Source organism: Chryseobacterium sp. 2987, from assembly GCF_031456375.1.
GTDB lineage: Bacteria > Bacteroidota > Bacteroidia > Flavobacteriales > Weeksellaceae > Chryseobacterium > Chryseobacterium vaccae.
This window is the reverse complement of the sequence record NZ_JAVDUN010000005.1, coordinates 134,422-153,455: the sequence shown is the minus strand read 5'-3', so window position 1 is coordinate 153,455 and position 19,034 is coordinate 134,422. Positions and strand designations below refer to the sequence as shown.

At 38.0% G+C, this 19,034-nt stretch carries 15 protein-coding genes; 2 read left to right on the top strand and 13 right to left on the bottom strand.

Going from position 1 to position 19,034, the window contains the following annotated elements:
- Positions 1-24 precede the first annotated feature (24 nt).
- The 4 genes from J2Y40_RS16125 to J2Y40_RS16110 form a co-directional block, all read right to left on the bottom strand.
- A complete protein-coding gene (locus tag J2Y40_RS16125) occupies positions 25-1,020 on the bottom strand; it encodes a T9SS type A sorting domain-containing protein (protein ID WP_310000070.1) in 996 nt (331 codons plus the stop codon).
- Positions 1,021-1,262: 242 nt separating this feature from the next.
- On the bottom strand, positions 1,263-2,321 hold the full coding sequence (locus tag J2Y40_RS16120) for a 3-oxoacyl-ACP synthase III family protein (RefSeq protein ID WP_153391946.1): 1,059 nt from the start codon (positions 2,319-2,321) through the stop codon (positions 1,263-1,265).
- Positions 2,322-2,478: 157 nt separating this feature from the next.
- Positions 2,479-3,393: a helix-turn-helix transcriptional regulator gene (locus J2Y40_RS16115; RefSeq protein ID WP_310000067.1), complete on the bottom strand. Its 915-nt coding sequence runs from the start codon at positions 3,391-3,393 to the stop codon at positions 2,479-2,481.
- A gap of 74 nt (positions 3,394-3,467) precedes the next feature.
- Positions 3,468-4,265 (bottom strand): SDR family oxidoreductase, encoded by a 798-nt coding sequence (locus tag J2Y40_RS16110; RefSeq protein WP_153391943.1) that lies wholly within the window; start codon positions 4,263-4,265, stop codon positions 3,468-3,470.
- A 143-nt stretch (positions 4,266-4,408) separates the two neighbouring features.
- On the opposite strand from J2Y40_RS16110, the gene J2Y40_RS16105 reads away from it, so the two are divergent.
- Positions 4,409-7,747 carry an SNF2-related protein gene (locus tag J2Y40_RS16105; RefSeq protein ID WP_310000064.1) on the top strand — a complete coding sequence of 1,113 codons (3,339 nt, stop codon included), beginning with the start codon at positions 4,409-4,411 and terminating at the stop codon, positions 7,745-7,747.
- A 48-nt stretch (positions 7,748-7,795) separates the two neighbouring features.
- Here J2Y40_RS16105 and J2Y40_RS16100 read toward each other — a convergent pair whose 3' ends face one another.
- The 6 genes from J2Y40_RS16100 to J2Y40_RS16075 all read right to left on the bottom strand — a co-directional run bounded on the left by J2Y40_RS16100 (position 7,796) and on the right by J2Y40_RS16075 (position 13,306).
- Complete coding sequence (locus J2Y40_RS16100; RefSeq protein WP_310000062.1) at positions 7,796-8,614, bottom strand: GLPGLI family protein; 819 nt, start codon at positions 8,612-8,614, stop codon at positions 7,796-7,798.
- A 353-nt stretch (positions 8,615-8,967) separates the two neighbouring features.
- Entirely contained in the window at positions 8,968-10,266 is a 1,299-nt protein-coding gene (locus J2Y40_RS16095) for a T9SS type A sorting domain-containing protein (RefSeq protein WP_153391937.1), read from the bottom strand.
- A 600-nt stretch (positions 10,267-10,866) separates the two neighbouring features.
- Complete coding sequence (locus tag J2Y40_RS16090) at positions 10,867-11,367, bottom strand: endonuclease V (protein ID WP_310000060.1); 501 nt, start codon at positions 11,365-11,367, stop codon at positions 10,867-10,869.
- Positions 11,368-11,379: 12 nt separating this feature from the next.
- Positions 11,380-11,742, bottom strand: a complete 363-nt coding sequence (locus J2Y40_RS16085; protein WP_153391933.1) for a glyoxalase — start codon at positions 11,740-11,742, stop codon at positions 11,380-11,382.
- Complete coding sequence (locus J2Y40_RS16080) at positions 11,742-12,188, bottom strand: GNAT family N-acetyltransferase (protein ID WP_153391931.1); 447 nt, start codon at positions 12,186-12,188, stop codon at positions 11,742-11,744. The genes J2Y40_RS16085 and J2Y40_RS16080 overlap by 1 nt, the downstream gene beginning before the upstream one ends.
- A gap of 74 nt (positions 12,189-12,262) precedes the next feature.
- Complete coding sequence (locus tag J2Y40_RS16075; protein ID WP_153391929.1) at positions 12,263-13,306, bottom strand: M28 family metallopeptidase; 1,044 nt, start codon at positions 13,304-13,306, stop codon at positions 12,263-12,265.
- Positions 13,307-13,545: 239 nt separating this feature from the next.
- Between J2Y40_RS16075 and J2Y40_RS16070 the strand changes: the two genes are divergently transcribed.
- Complete coding sequence (locus tag J2Y40_RS16070; RefSeq protein WP_153391927.1) at positions 13,546-14,685, top strand: aminotransferase class I/II-fold pyridoxal phosphate-dependent enzyme; 1,140 nt, start codon at positions 13,546-13,548, stop codon at positions 14,683-14,685.
- 137 nt (positions 14,686-14,822) lie between these two features.
- Here the strand turns inward: J2Y40_RS16070 and J2Y40_RS16065 are convergent, their stop codons facing one another.
- The 3 genes from J2Y40_RS16065 to J2Y40_RS16055 all read right to left on the bottom strand — a co-directional run bounded on the left by J2Y40_RS16065 (position 14,823) and on the right by J2Y40_RS16055 (position 18,878).
- Complete coding sequence (locus J2Y40_RS16065; RefSeq protein WP_153391925.1) at positions 14,823-17,549, bottom strand: sodium-translocating pyrophosphatase; 2,727 nt, start codon at positions 17,547-17,549, stop codon at positions 14,823-14,825.
- Positions 17,550-17,736: 187 nt separating this feature from the next.
- Positions 17,737-18,348, bottom strand: coding sequence for an inorganic pyrophosphatase (locus tag J2Y40_RS16060; RefSeq protein WP_153391923.1), 612 nt, complete (start codon positions 18,346-18,348; stop codon positions 17,737-17,739).
- Positions 18,349-18,365: 17 nt separating this feature from the next.
- Entirely contained in the window at positions 18,366-18,878 is a 513-nt protein-coding gene (locus J2Y40_RS16055; RefSeq protein ID WP_153391921.1) for a hypothetical protein, read from the bottom strand.
- Positions 18,879-19,034 lie beyond the last annotated feature (156 nt).

Below are 19,034 nucleotides of genomic sequence, written 5' to 3'. Positions count from 1 at the left end.
AATTTCTGACCTATGAAATTCTCTTTATTTTTTAATTACTTTTTTCGATACTGAAGTTCCGTTCTTTAAGGTTCCCTGTAAAATGTATACCCCTTTAGGCAAGCCTGAAATATCAATATTTCTACTGTTTTCAGCTGTCAGCATGACTTTTCCATCCAAAGAATTAACCGTTATCTTTTTAATATCTTCTTTTGATTTTAAGGTAAAAAAATCTGCACTTGGATTTGGATATACTGCAATATCTGATGATCTGCTTTTTGTTTCCGCAGTTGATAAAGACCCTGGAACAAGGTAAGACATTAATTTTGTAGTAGTGGAACTTCCATTGAAAGTAGCAGTATTGATCGTAAAACTCAACACAACTCCTTCATTCTGGCTGATCCATTGATAGGATTCAAGGTTATAGGTTGCCGGGGGTAATCCCGGAATAGTTTGTGTGGCTGATCTTATTCTTTTAACCCTCATCACATTGGAAAAAGTCCCAACGGGGGTAATCACTGTTCCGTAACCATCCGCAACAAAGGATACTTGCCCCGACTCACTCATATTGCTTGTTGCAGAAACTCCGTTGAACTGATATGTATCATCAAACTGCTGCTGATAAGTAATCGGAAACTTATATTCGATTAATGGATCAGTATAGGTTGAGGTTCCTTCCCCTACAGTCGGTCCAGAATAGGTTCCGAGCATCGTTGCTTCTGTATCTGCCATGGAGACAAACTCATAAACTTCTGCCTGTGCCGGCTTAGTGATTCTGTTAGCTCCGGGAAACCTGAAACAATTGGCCTGCCCCGGACAGGCATTGGTAGTGTATGTTGTGACATTCACTGCGTTGTATGCAGAAAAGTTCCAGGTCATATTAGCTCCCGCAGGTCCTGCACTGATAGAAGTAGCTGTAAAATCATCAGCCCGGAATGTAATAGGAACGTTAATACGATCTACTCCTGCTCTCGTTATCGAAGGCTGGGCGTATCCCATTACCCCGATAACAGCAAATAAAATAAAGTTTAGCTTTTTCATTTTTTTAAGTTTACTGAAGTGATTTATAATGAAGTGTTTTTTATGACAAATCTATATTTTACCTCAACGATCATCAATCCTTAAAAAAAAGTATTTTTTTATACCGGAAATCAGGTATTTTTTATGTCAAAAGGAAACCTTATTTTATGAAAAGGCAACATCAATATTTAGGAGACCTAAAAGTATCGGGACTGCCTAAAAAAGACAGTCCCGGATATTGCAAAAATATATTTTTTAGAGGATCAGAACTTATAGACAAATGCATTAACATTCATTCCTGCACCTACAGAAGCAAATAAAACAACCTCATCTCTCCGGATCTGATGGGAAGGAAGTTCTCCATTTAAAATCATCTTCAACAGAGAAGGAATTGTGGCAACACTGCTGTTCCCTAACTTTTCAATAACCATCGGCATAATATTTTCCGGCATCGGTTGGTTATGAAGCTGATAAAAACGCTTTACAATGGCTTCATCCATTTTTTCGTTAGCCTGATGGATGATAATCTTGTTGACACTGTCAATGGAGAAGCCACTTTTTTCAAGGCACAATTTCATGGCTTCAGGTACATTTATCAGAGCAAATTCATAGATTTTCCGGCCATCCATCTTGATATATTTTGTATCTGGGCAGCTTTCATTATTGTATGACTTTCCGAAATACAGATAATCTTTTTCATTAAGGGTATAGGATGCGGACAAGTGAGACTGTATACCGCTTTCATTGTTGCATGCTTCCAGAATAACCGCTCCGGCACCATCAGCATAAATCATACTGTCTCTGTCATGAATATCTACCACTCTGGAAAGAGTTTCTGCACCAATAACCAGACAGCGCTTGGCAATCCCTGATTTTATAAAAGCATTGGCCTGTATTACGCCTTCTATCCATCCGGGACAGCCGAAAAGCACATCATAGGCTACACAAAAGTTATTTTTAATCTTTAAAAGATGTTTTACCCTGGCAGCCAGACTGGGAACTGTATCAGACTGAACCGTCCCGAAACGGACATCTCCGAAATTATGGGCAAAAATGATGTAATCTAATGTTTCAGGATCTATTTTTGAATCTTCTATGGCCTGCTGGGCTGCTATCAATCCTAAATCTGAGGTGACCTGATGGCTGGAGGCATACCTCCTTTCTTCTATTCCCGTGATCTCTTTAAGCTTTTGGGCTATAACGGCATTAGTCTCTTTTAATGATTCGCCGCTTTTATTGATAAAATGATGCTGATCAAAAAATAAATTAGTAATGGTTTCCGGCGGAATATAGTTTCCTACTCCTATTATTTTGCTTGTCATGAAAGTTATATTCCTTTTTAATTCTTTTCATCATTGAATTGAATTGGTCTATAAATATAACGTAAATTATCTCCAAATTGTATCTGAATCAAAAATATATCATTTTATTTAATATCCTTCGCATATTACTTGCATTTTTTATGGATAAATCTATAGATTAGTTGAACGATTGTCTGAAGCTTAACGGTGTCTTGTCTGTTTTCTTTTTGAACAGCTTATTAAATGACTGCGGATGCTCAAATCCCAATGCATAGGCCACCTCTGATACTGAAAAACTGGTTGAAATAAGGTATTCCTTTGCTTTTTCGATAAGCTTTTCATGAATATGCTGCTGAGCATTCTGCCCAGTAAGGTTACGAAGCATATCACTAAGATAATGCGGTGAAAGGTGAAGACTGGATGCCAGATATTCCACTGTCGGAAGACCATTGGTAAGGGTTTCCTGCTGATTGAAATAATCATCCAGAATCGTTTCCATTTTAGACAACAAGTCACTTCCCACGGTTTTCCTTGTGATAAACTGTCTCTTATAAAAGCGGTTGCTGTAATTCAGCAAAACTTCAATATAGGAAACAATCACATCCTGACTGATTTCATCTATGGCAGTATTAAGCTCATTTTTTATATTATCCAGAAGTCCTGTAATAATTGTTTTTTCCTGATCAGACAGATGAAGGGCTTCATTGGTATCATAAGAAAAGAAACCGAATTTTTTAATGTTTTTTGCCAAAGGATAGTTACGGATAAAGTCAGGATGTATCAGTATTGTATACCCGCAGTACTCTGCTTCTGTATCAGTAAAAAGGATCTGTCCTGGTGATGTGAACATCATACCTCCTTCATTAAAATCATAATATCCCTGCCCATATCCCATCTTTCCATTCTCCGAAAATTTGTAGGAGATCTTATAGAAATTCATAATAAAACTTCGGTTCAGCAATTCCTTATTGATCTTCATTGTGGAATTGTCTATCAGGCTCACCAGAGGATGAAGCGGCTTGGCAAGCTGTAACATGTTGTGCAGTTCTGATATGGATGAGATTTTCAGCGGAATGTGTTCTTTCTTTTCCATACTATAAAGATAAAAAATTATTAGGTTTAAAAACAGCATAAATCAAGCGTCTATGCTGTTATTTATAGGTTTATTTAAAGAAACTGTTTTCCCAGCTGTTCCCTGAATGCCTCATCTCCCAATTCAAGACGTTGGGCATATAAAGCCTTAGCATCCTCTCCTGCTACATATCTCAGTTTTTTCTTTCCATCTGTAGCAGCTTCATATACCACTTCTGCAATCTGTTCCGGTGAAGAAGCTGTTTCCATCATGCCTTCCATATTGGAAAACATGGAATTGAGCATTCCTTCATAAGCAGGACTTACTGCTGAGTCTAAGGAACGTCCTGCAAAATCTGTCTTAATACCGCCCGGAGAAACCGTTTTGATGGTTATTCCGAATGGATCAAGTTCAAAAGCCATACTCTCGCTCCAGCCTTCTAAAGCCCATTTGGTAGCATGGTAAGTGGATCCGAAAGGAAATGCAATCAATCCTCCAATAGACGTTGTGGAAATAAACACCCCGTTCTTTTTCTCTCTGAAATACGGAATAAAAGCCTGTGTAACACGAATCACTCCCAAAAGATTGGTATCCAGCTGTTTCAGAATCTGTTCATCTGTCAATGCCTCCAAAGGACCGATAAGACCATATCCTGCATTATTAAAAACCACATCCACTTCACCAAGGTTTATAGCTTTGCTTACCGTAGACCGGATCTGCTCCAGATTGGTTACATCCAGCGGGAGAACCGTCACATTTTCTAATCCGGCTAATTCTCCGGCCGCTTCAGGATTTCTCATTGTTGCAATAATTTTCCATCCTCTGCTCTGAAATAACTGTGCTGCTGCTTTTCCTAATCCTGTGGAAGCACCTGTTATAAAAATTGTTTTCATTCTATTTTTCTGTATTTAAATTACAGGACAAATTTCCGCTAAAGGGAAAAGTAAAGAGTTGCCAAAACGGGGAAACATGTAGCCAAAACGGACTTATTTCTGTTCTTATCTTTCAGCTGTTTTTTGTAAGTTTGCTGATCATTATGGCAGCCTATATTCTTGAAAACACCACCATCAGCACACTTTCTGTGTATGATCTTCTGAAACACACTGACAGCAGTGCGTTTATAGAGATCAAGGATTTTCAACATATTTATCCCCTTGCCATTGAAAATGATGCGGGTGTATTTACGAAAAAAACTCTTCAGGATTTCCCTTCTGTCTCTGTCAGTCAGGTTGGAAGTTCGCTAGTCAGCACCTGCAGCTGCGGTAATACCAGAAATAAGCTCTGCGAACATCAGGCAGAAATCATCCATAGTATTTTAGAGGTCAATAATTTTAAGATCTTTTTTGATTCTTTTATCCGAAAAAAACAGTTCCTTTCTAAAGCGAGAGTTTATGGACTGGACCGTGAACCTGATCTTGATGTTTATTTCAGACTTGAATATCTTGACGGAAAAATTGAGGTATATCCCAGAATTAAAGAAATGCTGCCAATAGATGAGCAGACTTTTAAACAGCATCTGCTGCCACAGCGTTCTTCCGTTATCGATGAACTTGCTCTCCGGGAAACAGGCCGAAAAAAAATACTGGTCATCGGCAGACACCGTTACTATAATCATCTGAATTTCTCTTTAATGGAGGCTGAGACTACTCAGAACGGAAAGATTAAAAATCCGGTAAATACCGTGGATACCACACAGCTGATCTGGAAAGCGGAACAGCCTTCCGATATTAAGTTTTATACGGCAGTTTCCTCTTTCCAGAACAATTACAGTGAAGATTATACAACCTCTGAACTAGAAGCCCTCAGTCTGATCGTACACAATCCTCTGAACCTGAACGTTTACTATCACGACAGGGAGCTTTCAGAAACTCTATCGGCAAAATCTCTGGTTCCTGTAAAGCTTGAGACACTTCAAGCCGAAATCCAGCTGAATGTCTTTAAAAAAGATCCTTTTTATGAAGTTACAGGAGAACTTCTGTTCAATGATGTGTCTGTACCTTTTAAAAACATAATACTCAGGAATGAATGTTTCGTTTATAGCAAGAATACTTTCAGCTTCGTGGATAATCCGGATATGCTCAGAGTTATTAAATTTTTTAAAGCCAATCATGAGATCCTGCTGGTTCATGCTTCAAAGTACGAGGAATTCATGCAGACTGTTCTTTCTTCCATTGAACAGATCATTCACATCAATTATAGCTATATACACCCAGCAACTCAGGTACAGCTTGAAGAAAAAAATTATCAGACCGAACGGGTTATCTATCTTCGTGAACAGGGGAATTACATTGCCATAACTCCTGTTATGAAGTATGGAATGGCAGAAGTCCCGGTCTATTCAAAAAAACAACTTTTTGATACTGACCAAAACGGAAATCCGTTTAAAGTCAACAGGAATGAAAATGCTGAAGCACGTTTCACTTCACTCGTTATGCAACAGCATCCTGAATTTGAAGAACAGATGGACGGATATGAATATTTTTATCTTCACAGGGATAAATTTCTGGATGACAACTGGTTTCTTACCGCCTTTGAAACCTGGCAGAATGAAGGCATTGTGATATTGGGCTTTAATGAACTAAAAAACAATAAACTTAATCCTAACCGGGCAAAGATCAACATTCGGATCACCAGCGGACTGGATTGGTTCAATGCAAAACTGAAAGTAAGTTTCGGAGAAAAAGATGCAGCCTTAAAACAGCTTCACAGAGCCATCCGGAACAAAAGCAAATTTGTACAGCTTGATGACGGCACACAGGGAATTCTTCCTGAAGAATGGATCAGCCGTATTTCTGCTTATTTTCAGGCAGGAGAGATTGATGCTGAGCTACTCAGAATCCCTAAGATTAATTTTACCGAAGTCTCTTCACTTTTTGAAAAAGAAGTATTAAGTGAAGAAGTGCAGCAGGAAATCACCTCCTATTCACTTCAGTTTTCATCGGTTAAAAATATTCCCCAGATTCAGGTTCCTGATGGACTGCAGGCTATATTAAGAGACTATCAGCATGACGGACTGAACTGGCTGAGCTTCCTGGACGGATTTAATTTCGGAGGATGTCTGGCTGATGATATGGGACTTGGAAAAACAATTCAGATTATTGCTTTTATTCTCGCTCAGAAAGAAAAACGGGGTCAGAAAACCCATCTGGTCGTAGTTCCCACTTCCCTCCTTTTCAACTGGCAGGAAGAGATCGGCAAATTTGCTCCTTCTCTAAAAGTTCTGGTCCATTATGGCTCCGATCGACCAAAAGTTTCAGACCATATGGCTGATTACGACATTGTGCTTACCAGCTATGGAATGCTGCTTTCCGACATTCGTTTTCTGAAGAGTTTTCATTTCAGCTGTATTTTCCTTGATGAATCACAGACGATTAAGAATCCTGACTCTGAACGATATAAAGCAGCCCGTCTTCTGCAATCAAGAAACAGGTTTGTCCTTACCGGAACCCCCATTGAAAACAACACATTTGATCTGTACAGCCAGCTTTCCTTTGCCTGTCCTGGATTATTGGGCAGCAAACAGTATTTCAAAGATATTTATGCTATTCCTATTGACAAATTCGAGTTCAGCAAACGCGCTCTGGAACTTCAGCAGAAAATACAGCCGTTTATCCTCCGCAGAACCAAGAAACAGGTGGCCAAAGAGCTCCCTGAGAAAACAGAAATGGTAATCTATTGTGAAATGAATAGCGAGCAGCGCAAGATTTATGATGCTTATGAAAGAGAACTTCGTGAATTTATTGCAGCCAATGACGATGACGATCTGAACAAGAACAGCATGCATGTTCTGACTGGGCTGACCAGACTCCGCCAGATCTGTAATTCACCTATTCTCTTGAAAGAGGGCTATTCCGGTGAACATTCAGTGAAAACAGAAATACTGATGGAACAGATTGAAAGTAAATCAAAAGACCATAAAATCCTTGTATTCTCCCAGTTTGTGGAGATGCTGGATCTTTTGAAAACTGAACTTGAAGACCGGAATATCTCTTTTGAATACCTTACCGGGCAGACTAAGGACCGCGGTAAAGCCGTAAAAAATTTCCAGGAAAATGAAGAGATCCGTGTTTTTCTGATCAGCTTAAAAGCCGGAGGAGTCGGGCTTAATCTTACGGAAGCTGATTATATTTATCTGGTAGATCCGTGGTGGAATCCTGCGGCAGAAAACCAGGCTATTGACAGAAGTTATCGTATCGGGCAGACCAAAAATGTCATTGCTGTCCGGCTGATCTGTACCAATACGGTTGAAGAAAAAATACTGACTCTACAGAAGAAAAAGAATGAACTGGCTCAAAACCTTCTTAAAACAGACGGAGCGGGTATTCAGAAACTATCTAAGCATGATCTGCTGGAAATTTTAGACTCGAAATCATGATAAAAATTTTCGGGCATTCCGTTCCGGAATGCCCGAAAATTTATTAATTTAAGGATACATAATCTTTTTATCCAGCTCAACAGGATTGTTGAATCTTTTGATATTCTGTCTCATTCTTTCATTCACTTCCCGTCTATTGGCTGCATTTACTTTTGTTCCGTCATTCAGGAAGAACTGATCACCCTCTGCTCCGTTCCTGATGAAATTAATCGGAGATTCATAGAATGTAAGTTTCGTTGTTTTATATTTTTCCCAGGTAACCGGAACGCTTCTTTCCCTCGACATGTCAATAAACATGTTTTTAACGGGTTTATCCAATTTCACAGACTTTACCAACTCAAACTTGTAATTGTTCTTATCATCGTAAAGTTCTACAATAAGCCCCGGCAGACCATGAAATTTATACGGTCCTTCCTGAAACGGAATATCCTTGGCAAACCAGGCGGTCCATTCTCTTCCACCATAGCTTGTTGTTGCTTTCTGAAGCTGAATATCTTTCACTTTTTTACTTTCCCCAGTAAGCTTCCACTGTTGGGAATCTTTGGTCTGAAGCTTTAAAACGGTATCTTCCATAAGATCATATTCATCATAATTTTCATTTCCGGTTTTATGATAAATAATGGTTGAGGTATTCAATTTGCTATCTTTAGGAAACTGAAGGTTATTGGTGATCAGAGAGTCTGCAATAAAGAAATCCCTTTGGTAGTATTCTACTTTTTCAGGATGGATGTCCAGATGAAAATTCTCTTTGGTCAGAACTTCTGAATCTGCATCTTTTTTGTAAATGACATCATAGATGAATCGGTGGGTCTGGGATTTAGCCCAAAAGCCGGCAGCCAGAACTGCCATAAGTACTGTTTTTTTCATGTTATTATTTTTCATTAAAAGCAGCCTGAAAAACAAAACAGAATATTTGTAAGACACCTTTTACAAACGATCTGATCATGAATTCACGGCTTTTAAATTTCTGTAAAATAAGTTCAATTTTTCAACACATAAAAACTCCGGAAATATAAAGTTTTGATAAATTTCAGGGATAAAATGTTAAAAGGAACAGTAATGTTTTAACAATAATCCACAGGAATAGCATTTTAGTTAAAAGTCTCTTAAATGCAGGCGTTTTCAGCAATTCCTTATTTTGAAAAAAAGAAAAAACCGACAGAATATGGCCTGCCGGTTTAAAAAACAAAAATTGATATGGATATGATTTAGATATGTGTTTATTTTTTTATGATTTTTTCGGTGATAACCTTATGATCTTTAGTCTGAATTTTTATCAGGTAAGTTCCCGCTGCCAACTCATCCAAGCTTACAACAGCAGTGTTTCCTTCTGATAATTTTCTTCCTGTCAGATCATATATCTCATATTTTTCCAATTTCTCTTCCGTTCTTATAGTTAAAGAACCTGATGTTGGATTCGGGAATATTTTTGCGACAGCTTTTTTTGATACTTCTGCGATAGCAAGATTTTCTGCCTGTACATTAATGGTATAGTCTTCTGCCTGTCCTATGAACCATCCTGACGGGCACGGAAGATTTTCCAGCGTTCCCATCCACGAACTTGACTCATATGCTTTTACCAGCCTGAAACGGGTTGCCCCCAGCAACGCATTGGAAGGGATGACAATTGTTCCTGAAGTCACTCCCGACTGCTCATGGCCAATAGGATCAGAATTGTCTAAATATCCCAGGTTAAACGCTTCATCGGCATCAAATATATTATTGTGATTAAAATCTATATAGGCATACGCTGAAACAGTAGTCTGACCGTGGGTTCCTCCGGTCATTGTAATAGGATAAGAACCACCTCTGTTCACATCAAATATAATATTTGTGAAATTTTCCAGCACTTCTGAATTCCCGTCGATATTGCTGTCATTGCTTTTTCCTGCAAATTCTACTCTGCTTATTTCACTTACGGTATGGGTACTTATATTTTCAGTGCCGCAGTAAGGTGCCGGGAAACCAACATTATTTCCGGCAATAAAAATGGTATAGTCCTCTGCCTGTCCCGATCTTAAATTGGTATCACAGGCTGTACTGATGGAACTAGGTGCATTCGGATCCGAATAAGCTGCTGTATTGTTATTTTTAAGCACTCTCATTCTTGTTGTTCCCGAAGAAGCGTTTGCCGGTACAGTAACCGTTCCACTCACAGTTTCGGCATTGGCAGGATTGGCCGCCCCCAGTCTTCCGACATAAAAACTTTCTCCGGCATCATTAAAATTTCCATTCTGATTGAAATCTATAAAAACGACCACATCACTCGGAAATGTACTTGAAGGACCTTTTACAGAGATTGGATAACTGTTTCCTGCCTGCAGGTCTGTAGATATTGAGGTAAAATCTTCATATACAGGTGTAGTTCCAGACTGAAACGGCGATGTATTGTTGATATTTCCAAAACTTACCAAGGTAATCATATTGCTGTCTGCTCCGTATTGAAATGCCGGACTGCAGTACTGCGCATCCATCATCATATAAAACAGCACAGCTGCAAGAGTAGATAATCTTTTCATGTATTTCTTAATTTTCTTGAGACAAAATTATATTTATTTAGAATTAATAAAAATAATAAACTAATGATATTTGTCATTTTTTGAATATTAACAAGATAATTAATGAAATACAACAATATATAAGGCTAAAAATCAGAATATTAATAAAATTAATACTCTTAATCCATCAAGAATTAGACTGTAACAGAATCTGCCTGATCTGCGATTTAATCATTCTTTTTCATTTTGATTTACAAATAATTATCACTCTCATCCCTGAAAATATGGGCTATTTGTGGGAAAACATTTCTGCCACGAATTTTTATTTATTGTGGATTTTACAAACTGGCTGTATAGACTTTGGCTAGAGCCAATGGATTGTTTTTTTATTTAGGCGGACTAAAGTCCACCTCTATTGAATAAATTCTACATACCAGAAGATGTTTGCCTGCTATTTTTTCTCTCGCTGATCCAGCAGATTACGCAGATTTTTTATTCTATGGGAAATAAAAATTGTAGATGCTTAAAAACTTTGTGAACTTCTATGCGCAAAGTTTTAAACCTAAAATAATTCTTAAGTGTTAAATTTCTTTTGTGCCTGTGTGGTTAAAAAAGCCTGTTTTATGCCCTTGAAAGCTGGTCTAGCTTTTTTAGTAATGTAGGAATTCTGTATGGACCATGCATCTGTTCTACTTTTTTAAGAATTTCATCAGAATCAGCACCTTTCACCGTAAGAAATAAGGGAGTTTTGCTTTCTCCGCGAAATATATTTTTTCGTAAAGAATCCGGGGCCGCAAATTCATTTTTTGCGATTCCGATAATGGGATATTTCTGTTCAAGTGCATCATAAAGATAGCCTCCTAATCCTATCTTTCCATCGTTATTTAAGGTAACATAGCCGTCTACAATGATTATATCTCCTTCTTTTAAGGTTATTTTCTTTAGCAGGCTAATAATACACGGAAGTTCTCTTTTGTAAAAAGCTCCACTTTCATAATCAGAGCTGATCTCTGTTTTTTCGGTAAAAATTTCAGATTCTTTTTCAGAAGTCCAGTCTTCAAATGCAATACATACTGTATTGGCGTGATCCTCATAATAGTAGGTATCAAAAGCGTAAATCATAGTATTCTTAACTTAAAAAAACTCACCAAAATGCCACAAAATCCCGGACGGATCATGTACGAAGCATTCTTTTCCCCATTCCATCGTTCTCACCGGAGTAAGTCTGGTTCCTTTATATTTTTCTGTGAAATTCAGAGCCAAAAGCTCTTTATAGAAGTTATCTGTATCTTCCACTTCCATGAAAATCATGGTATTGTCTACCCAATCTTTCGCATAGTAATCCTGAAGATAAAAACCGGTTTCTCCTTTTTTAAACAGAGATAATTTAGGTTCGAGAATGAATTCTTCAAATCCGAGATCTTTGTAAAAACGACGGCTTATTTCAAAATTTTCGGCACCAATAAACGGGCGGATGGATTTTACCTGCTGTTTCATTATTTTCTGTTTTTCCATGTCGACCAGTCCATTTCAAAACGGATTTCTCCTTTTCCGTGCATTCCGTTTTCTTTCCAGCCTGATTTTCGGTAAAATGTTTCTGCTCTGGTATTGGGAGCTGTTCCCAGCCAGACATCATGTTGGGTTTGTTTAAAATACCAGTCGATCATTTGATCATGAAGCTGTCTTCCGATTCCCTGATCTTCAAAATCAGGATGAACAAAAAGTGCCCAGATATTATGTTCTTTCAGATCAACTATTGAAAATCCTGTAATTTCAGAATCAATTTCTGCCACCCAGCCCCTTCCTCTTTCAAAAAGAAACTCTTCACAATCCTGATCAGTCACTAATCCAGGATCTGACAATACATTCTCTTTTACAGAGTTTCTGACTCTCTGAATCTGAAAAATATCCTCTGGTAATGCTTCTCGGATTATTACTTTCATGTAAGGTGATGGTATTTTGATAAATACAGAAATACAGAGCATAAAATCCTGCATTTCTATAATTCAATCTAAAGTTATTTTTTATCTACAACAATTCTTTCTGCTCTGTTGGCTATTTCCCAGGCCGTAGCAAAAACAAGCTGGGTTCTTTTTTCCAGCAAAGGATAGTCGATTTTATCAGGATCATCTGTAGGACGGTGGTAATCTTCATGAATTCCGTCGAAATAGAATGCTACCGGGACATTATTTTTAGCAAAGTTATAATGATCTGAACGGTAATACAGCTGCTGAGGATCATTCGGATCATCATACTTATAGTTCAGTTCCAGATTATTGGTTTTGGTATTGGCTTCTTCATTAATCACTTTAAGCTGTGAGCTCAACATTTCGGAACCGATTACGTATACATATTGTTTTCCTCTGTTATCCGGATCATCACGCCCAATCATGTCTATATTAAGATCTACAACGGTATTCGCCAACGGGAACACCGGATTGCTGGTATAATAATCTGATCCGAACAGGCCATGCTCTTCTCCTGTTACATGAAGAAACAAAATAGATCTCTTAGGTCCTTTTCCTGCTTTTTTAGCTTCCTGAAAAGCTTTGGCGATCTGCATCACGGCTACGGTACCGCTTCCGTCATCATCAGCCCCGTTATATACCACACCGTCCTTGGTTCCTACATGGTCATAATGTGCCGAAATCACTACAATTTCTTCAGGTTTTTCACTTCCTTCAATAAATGCAAGGATATTTTCTGAATCCGGAAGATTTCCACCGCCTCTTTTTTTCATAAATTCAGCCGGAACCTTTTGATAATAGGACCCAAGTGCTTTCGGATATGATATTCCTAGACTTTTATAATAGTTGATCATATACTCACCCGCTTTTTTCTGCCCCGGGCTTCCTGTATCTCTTCCTCCCATTTCATCAGAAGCAATCACATATAAGTTTTTCTTTAACTCATCTGCTTTAATGAACTTATATGCAGAAAGAAAAGCTTTATCACCTTTAGCGGAAGAAGAAGACTGATCCGGTGCTCTTTCAGCTATTTTTGCAGTTCCGCAGCTTACCAGTACAGCAGCGGAAAATAACGGTATAAGTAATTTTTTCATTAGAATAATTATTTGTCTAAAAATAACAAATTTTATTTAACCGGAACGATACTGCTTACAATTTGGCTTTATTTAAGGGAATTATGATCATAAAACTTATTTTCATCTATGTTTAAAACAAGTTAAATTTAAAATATAACCAATAAAAAACATAATTAACAATGCAAATCACATTAAAACATTGTTTTGTATAAAAATATGATACTAATTTCATTATATTTGAATTAAATACAGAATAGATGGAAAAAATTTACGGATTTACTCATTATTCATTTTTCACAGAAATGTCTGATCTTGCCATCAGGCATAACAGCTTTGATCTTTCTTTAGGAATTCCCGATTTTGACATTGATCTGCGCCTGACAACATTTTTAAAAGAAGCCGCAGATTATGACAGTCATCATTATGAACCTTTGGCAGGCAATCCGTTTCTTATAAAAAATATCATACAGTTTAATGGGCGGCGAAAAAACAGTATTCAGCTTAAAGAAACTGAAGTCACGATTATCCCGTGTGCAACCTTTGCTTTACATACTGCACTAAAATCCGTTTTGAATCAGGAAGATGAAGTCATCATTATACAGCCTTCTTATTATACCTATGGTCCATCTGTAGTGATCAACGGAGGTATTCCTGTCTATTATGATCTCGACCAAAATTTTACTATAGACTGGGAAAAGTTTCAACAATGTATTTCTAAAAAGACAAAAGCAATCATCGTTAATTCACCCCAAAACCCTACCGGAAAAATATGGAAACAAAACGACTGGCAGCAGTTGTACGAGCTGATTAAAGATCAGGAAATTTACCTGATTTCAGAAGAGATTTATGATACTTATTGTTATGATGGTGTCGAGCATTACAGTTCTTTGCTGCATCCGGAACTTAAAAACAGAACGTTCTGTATTTTTTCTTTCGGAAAAATGTTTCATACCTCCGGCTGGAAAGTAAGCTATTTGGCAGCATCCGAAGATCTGACTTCAAAGTTCAGGTGCTATCAGCAGTATATTTCTTATAGTGCCAATGCTCCGGCACAATATGCACTGGCAAAATACTTGGAAGTCTTTGATCCGTCTGAAAACCAAAGATTGATGCAGAAAAAGAGAGATCTGTTTTATGATATGGCTCAAAACACTCCTTTAGAAACCCTGCAGAAAGCAGAGGGAAGTGTTTTCCAAATTGTTAATTTCAGAAATATTTCCAAAACAATGACCGATGTAGAGTTCTCCAAATGGCTGACTGTTGAAAAGAAAACAGCCTGTTTGCCTCTCTCTGCATTTTATCATTCAAAACAGAACTCAGATTATGTGCGATTTAGTTTTGCTAAAAAGGATGAAGTGATTATTCAGGCGATGGAGTACCTGAGAAGGAATCTTTAATTTTTATTTCGCACAAACCTTTCTGGATATTTTTTTTCGCAATTGTTGCAGATTGAACAGATTTTTAATTCAATGCTATAAAACTAAAAAAGACACCACAAATGCGGTGTCTTTTAATATATTTTATCGTTTCAAGGCTACAGAGCCAGAACTCTTACATCAATTCTTCTGTTTTTAGCTTTACATTCATCGGTATCATTAGCCGCGCATACGGGATGCTGTGAACCATAACCATCTGCTTCTACCCTATCTGACGGAATTCCCAATTCCAGAAGTTTAAGTTTCGCCGTCTGAGCTCTCAGATTAGATAATTTCAGATTGCTTTCTTCATTTCCGGTATTGTCTGTATATCCACCTAATTTGATCTTAAGATCCGGATACGCATTCAGAATCTCAGCAAGATTATTCAGCTGTGCTTCAGACCCTGCTTTCAGGTCGCTTGATCCGGTTTCAAAATAAAGGTTTTCAATAGTATACCAGATATTGGGATCTAAAATGGATTTATCTTTCTTATCTACTGCATTATACAGCTGATATAGTTTACTTCCTTCACCAATAGCAATTGTTTTTCCTCCTTTCAGCTTAATTTCCTGAACATTTCCGGTTTCATATACAAAGTCTCCGTTTTCATTAAGATGCCCTTTCACTTCTCCCGGAATAGCTTCCTGAACAGCACTCACGGTAGTGGAATGTGCCTGCGATGCTCCCATAAGACTTTCCAGCTTAGCCTTTCTGTTAGCTTCAATCTTATCTTTATGCAGTACTGCAAGTGTTGGAGCAATTACCAGTGAAACGATGGACATCAGCTTAATCAGAATGTTCATAGAAGGTCCGGAAGTATCTTTAAACGGATCTCCCACGGTATCTCCGGTTACAGAAGCTTTATGTGGCTCTGAACCTTTGTAGTAGGTCTGACCGTTAATATCTACGCCTTTTTCAAAAGATTTTTTAGCATTATCCCAGGCACCGCCGGCATTATTCTGGAACATTCCCATAAGAACTCCGCAAACGGTAGCTCCTGCTAAGAAACCTCCCAATACTTCAGGTCCGAAAATAAACCCGATCAACAAAGGAGATACAATAGCAATCGCCCCCGGAAGCATCATTTTCCGGATAGAGGCATCGGTAGAAATGGCGACACATTTTTCATATTCAGGCTGTGCTTTTCCTTCCAGGATTCCCGGAATTTCACGAAACTGTCTTCTTACTTCTTCCACCATAGCCATGGCTGCCTGTCCTACTGCTGTAATAGCCAGAGAGGAAAATATAAAAGGAATCATTCCTCCTACAAATAATCCGGCCAGAACATCTGCTCTGTAAATATCAATACCATCAATTCCTGCAATTCCTACGAAAGCAGCAAATAAGGCCAGTGCTGTTAATGCTGCAGAAGCAATTGCAAATCCTTTACCTGTAGCTGCAGTTGTATTTCCTACCGCATCAAGAATATCTGTTTTTTCACGGACTTCTTTCGGAAGCTCACTCATTTCAGCAATACCTCCGGCGTTATCTGCAATTGGCCCGAAGGCATCAATTGCAAGCTGCATGGCTGTTGTAGCCATCATTCCGGCGGCAGCAATTGCTACTCCGTATAGTCCGGCACATAAGTAAGATCCGTAAATTCCTCCTGCAAGCACAATAATCGGAAGCAGCGTTGATTCCATTCCTACAGAAAGGCCGCCAATAATATTGGTTGCATGCCCTGTGGAAGACTGTCTCACAATACTGGAAACCGGTCTTTTACCCATGGCAGTATAATATTCTGTAATAATACTCATTAGGGTACCCACAACCAGACCTACCATTATTGCTCCAAAAACGCCCATTTTTGTAAATTCATGCCCTCTGAGGGTCATGGTTTCTGGAAGTGTATAATTTACCAAAAAATAAGATGATATGGCAGTGATTACGATACTTCCCCAGTTTCCCAGATTCAGGGCATTCTGAACAGAGGAAGTAGATGAGCCTTCATTATCATTAATTCTTACGAATAAAGTTCCTATCATAGAAAATATAATTCCTGTTCCCGCAATAAGCATCGGCAGAAGAATCGGGGCAAATCCACCGAAAGCATCATTGGAAATCGTTTCTCTTCCTAAAACCATGGTTGCCAATACAGTTGCCACATAAGAACCAAATAAATCGGCTCCCATGCCTGCTACGTCTCCCACGTTATCTCCTACATTATCTGCAATGGTAGCCGGGTTTCTTGGATCATCTTCTGGAATTCCAGCTTCTACTTTTCCTACCAGGTCAGCGCCAACGTCTGCTGCTTTTGTATAGATACCGCCTCCCACTCTGGCAAAAAGAGCAATAGATTCTGCTCCTAAAGAAAATCCGGTGAGAATTTCAATGGTTCTTTCCATTTCATGGGAATCCACAGTAGCTTCCGGAGCAAAGATCTGTTTAATAATCAGAAATAAGGATCCCAAGCCCAAAACAGCCAGTCCGGCAACACCCATTCCCATTACGGAACCTCCGGTAAAAGATACTTTAAGTGCTTTTGATAAGGATGTTTTTGCTGCCTCTGCGGTTCTTACATTGGCTTTTGTAGCGATCTTCATTCCAATGAATCCTGCCAGGGCTGAAAATACAGCTCCTACGGCAAAAGCAACTCCGATGCTCCAGTGAGAATTGGCGTTACTGGAACCCATTACAGCCAAAAGGATGGCCACTACTACTACGAAATAGGTTAAAATCTTGTACTCGGCCTTTAGAAAAGCCATTGCACCATCAGCGATATGTCCACTGATTATTTTCATTTTTTCATTTCCGGCATTCTGTCTGCTTACCCAATTGCTCTGCAAAAAAGTATACAACAGCGCAACAACACCAAAAATTGGCACTAACACAAATAGATCCATAGTTTAATATTTTTTTGATAATAGAAAATTAAATATAATAAATAATTATCACTAAAACATCAAAAAAAATCAACAGTTTAAAGTTGCGGCGTTGGAAAAGTGTTGGACCTGATCCCTGTAAACAGCCAATAAAAAAGGATAAACGAAGAATCGTTTACCCTTTTTCTATAATAAAAATCAGCGAATATTATCCGCCAAATTTATTGGCATAATCTGTTTGAGAAGCTTTGATCACTTTTTTAGCGTGCTCCGCTCCGTAAATTTCATGGATTCTGCATTTTGCAGGCTCATCCGGTAAATTTTTATACGTAAGGAAGTAGTGCATTAATCTTTTTACTTCAGCTTCAGGAAGCTCAGAGATATCTCTGAAGTGTCCGAAAGCATGATCTCCGATCATTACGGCAACAATTTTGTCATCTGCTTCTCCTCCATCGATCATTTTAAATCCACCGATTGGAATAGCTTCCATTAATATTCCTCCGGAGTGAATGTTGTGCGAACTTAATACACAAATATCAAGAGGGTCATGATCTCCCATGGTTACATCATCTGCTCCTGCTTCTACAGCAAGTTTCATTACTTCATTATGGCAGTATGTTCTTGGAACAAAACCATACAAAGCAGGGATAATATTGGAAAATTTCTGAGGCCTGTCTACCTTCAAAAATCCTGTTTCTTTGTCAACTTCATATTTAATGGTATCTGAAGGAACGATTTCCACAAATACGTTTACAACATTTGGCGCATCTTCTCCCGCAGTAATTCCATGCCATGGATGTGCTTTAAAATTTGGAATCATTATTTATCTGTTATTTTTTAAGTTATTATTAAAATTTCTCTTCGAAGATCTTCTATTGTATCGGCAATATAATCTTCACTTTCCATGTAATTCATGATGAAAATGGTCTTGAATTCATCCAGATCAGCATTTCCTTTCAACCCTTCATACGTTTTATGAAGCAGATCAATCACTGCATTCTTAGAATCCACGATATTCTTCCATGAATTTTTTGTCAGATAAAGCTGCTGTGAAGAGTTATATTCAAATTCTTCATTGATTGCTTTTTCAGTAAGGAAAATAAATTCATGAACCGCAAGATCTTTATCAAATTTCTGAATAAGATTGGAAGGTTTCATTCTTTCCAGAAAGAGAGTCATCCTTTCATAAGAATGGGTTTTGTTTTCTGTATTCGATTTTACGGAAAGAAGTTTGATCTCCTGATTTTTAAGGGTAATATAGGTATGTACAAATTGTCTCAGCAAAACCAGAAAAGGAATTGCAATAATCAATGCAAAAGCATAAGGTAAATATCCTGAAAAACTAGTCATAATTTTAGACCGCAAAATTACTAATTATTTTCCGGGTTCTAAAGATTTTTTGCATATATCCGTTAATAGAAATTTTTTAAACCTTATACAGGAAAATAACCTTCAGGAATTGGGAAAGAGAAAAAAAAAAACAGCCGGAAAGCTCCGACTGTCTGT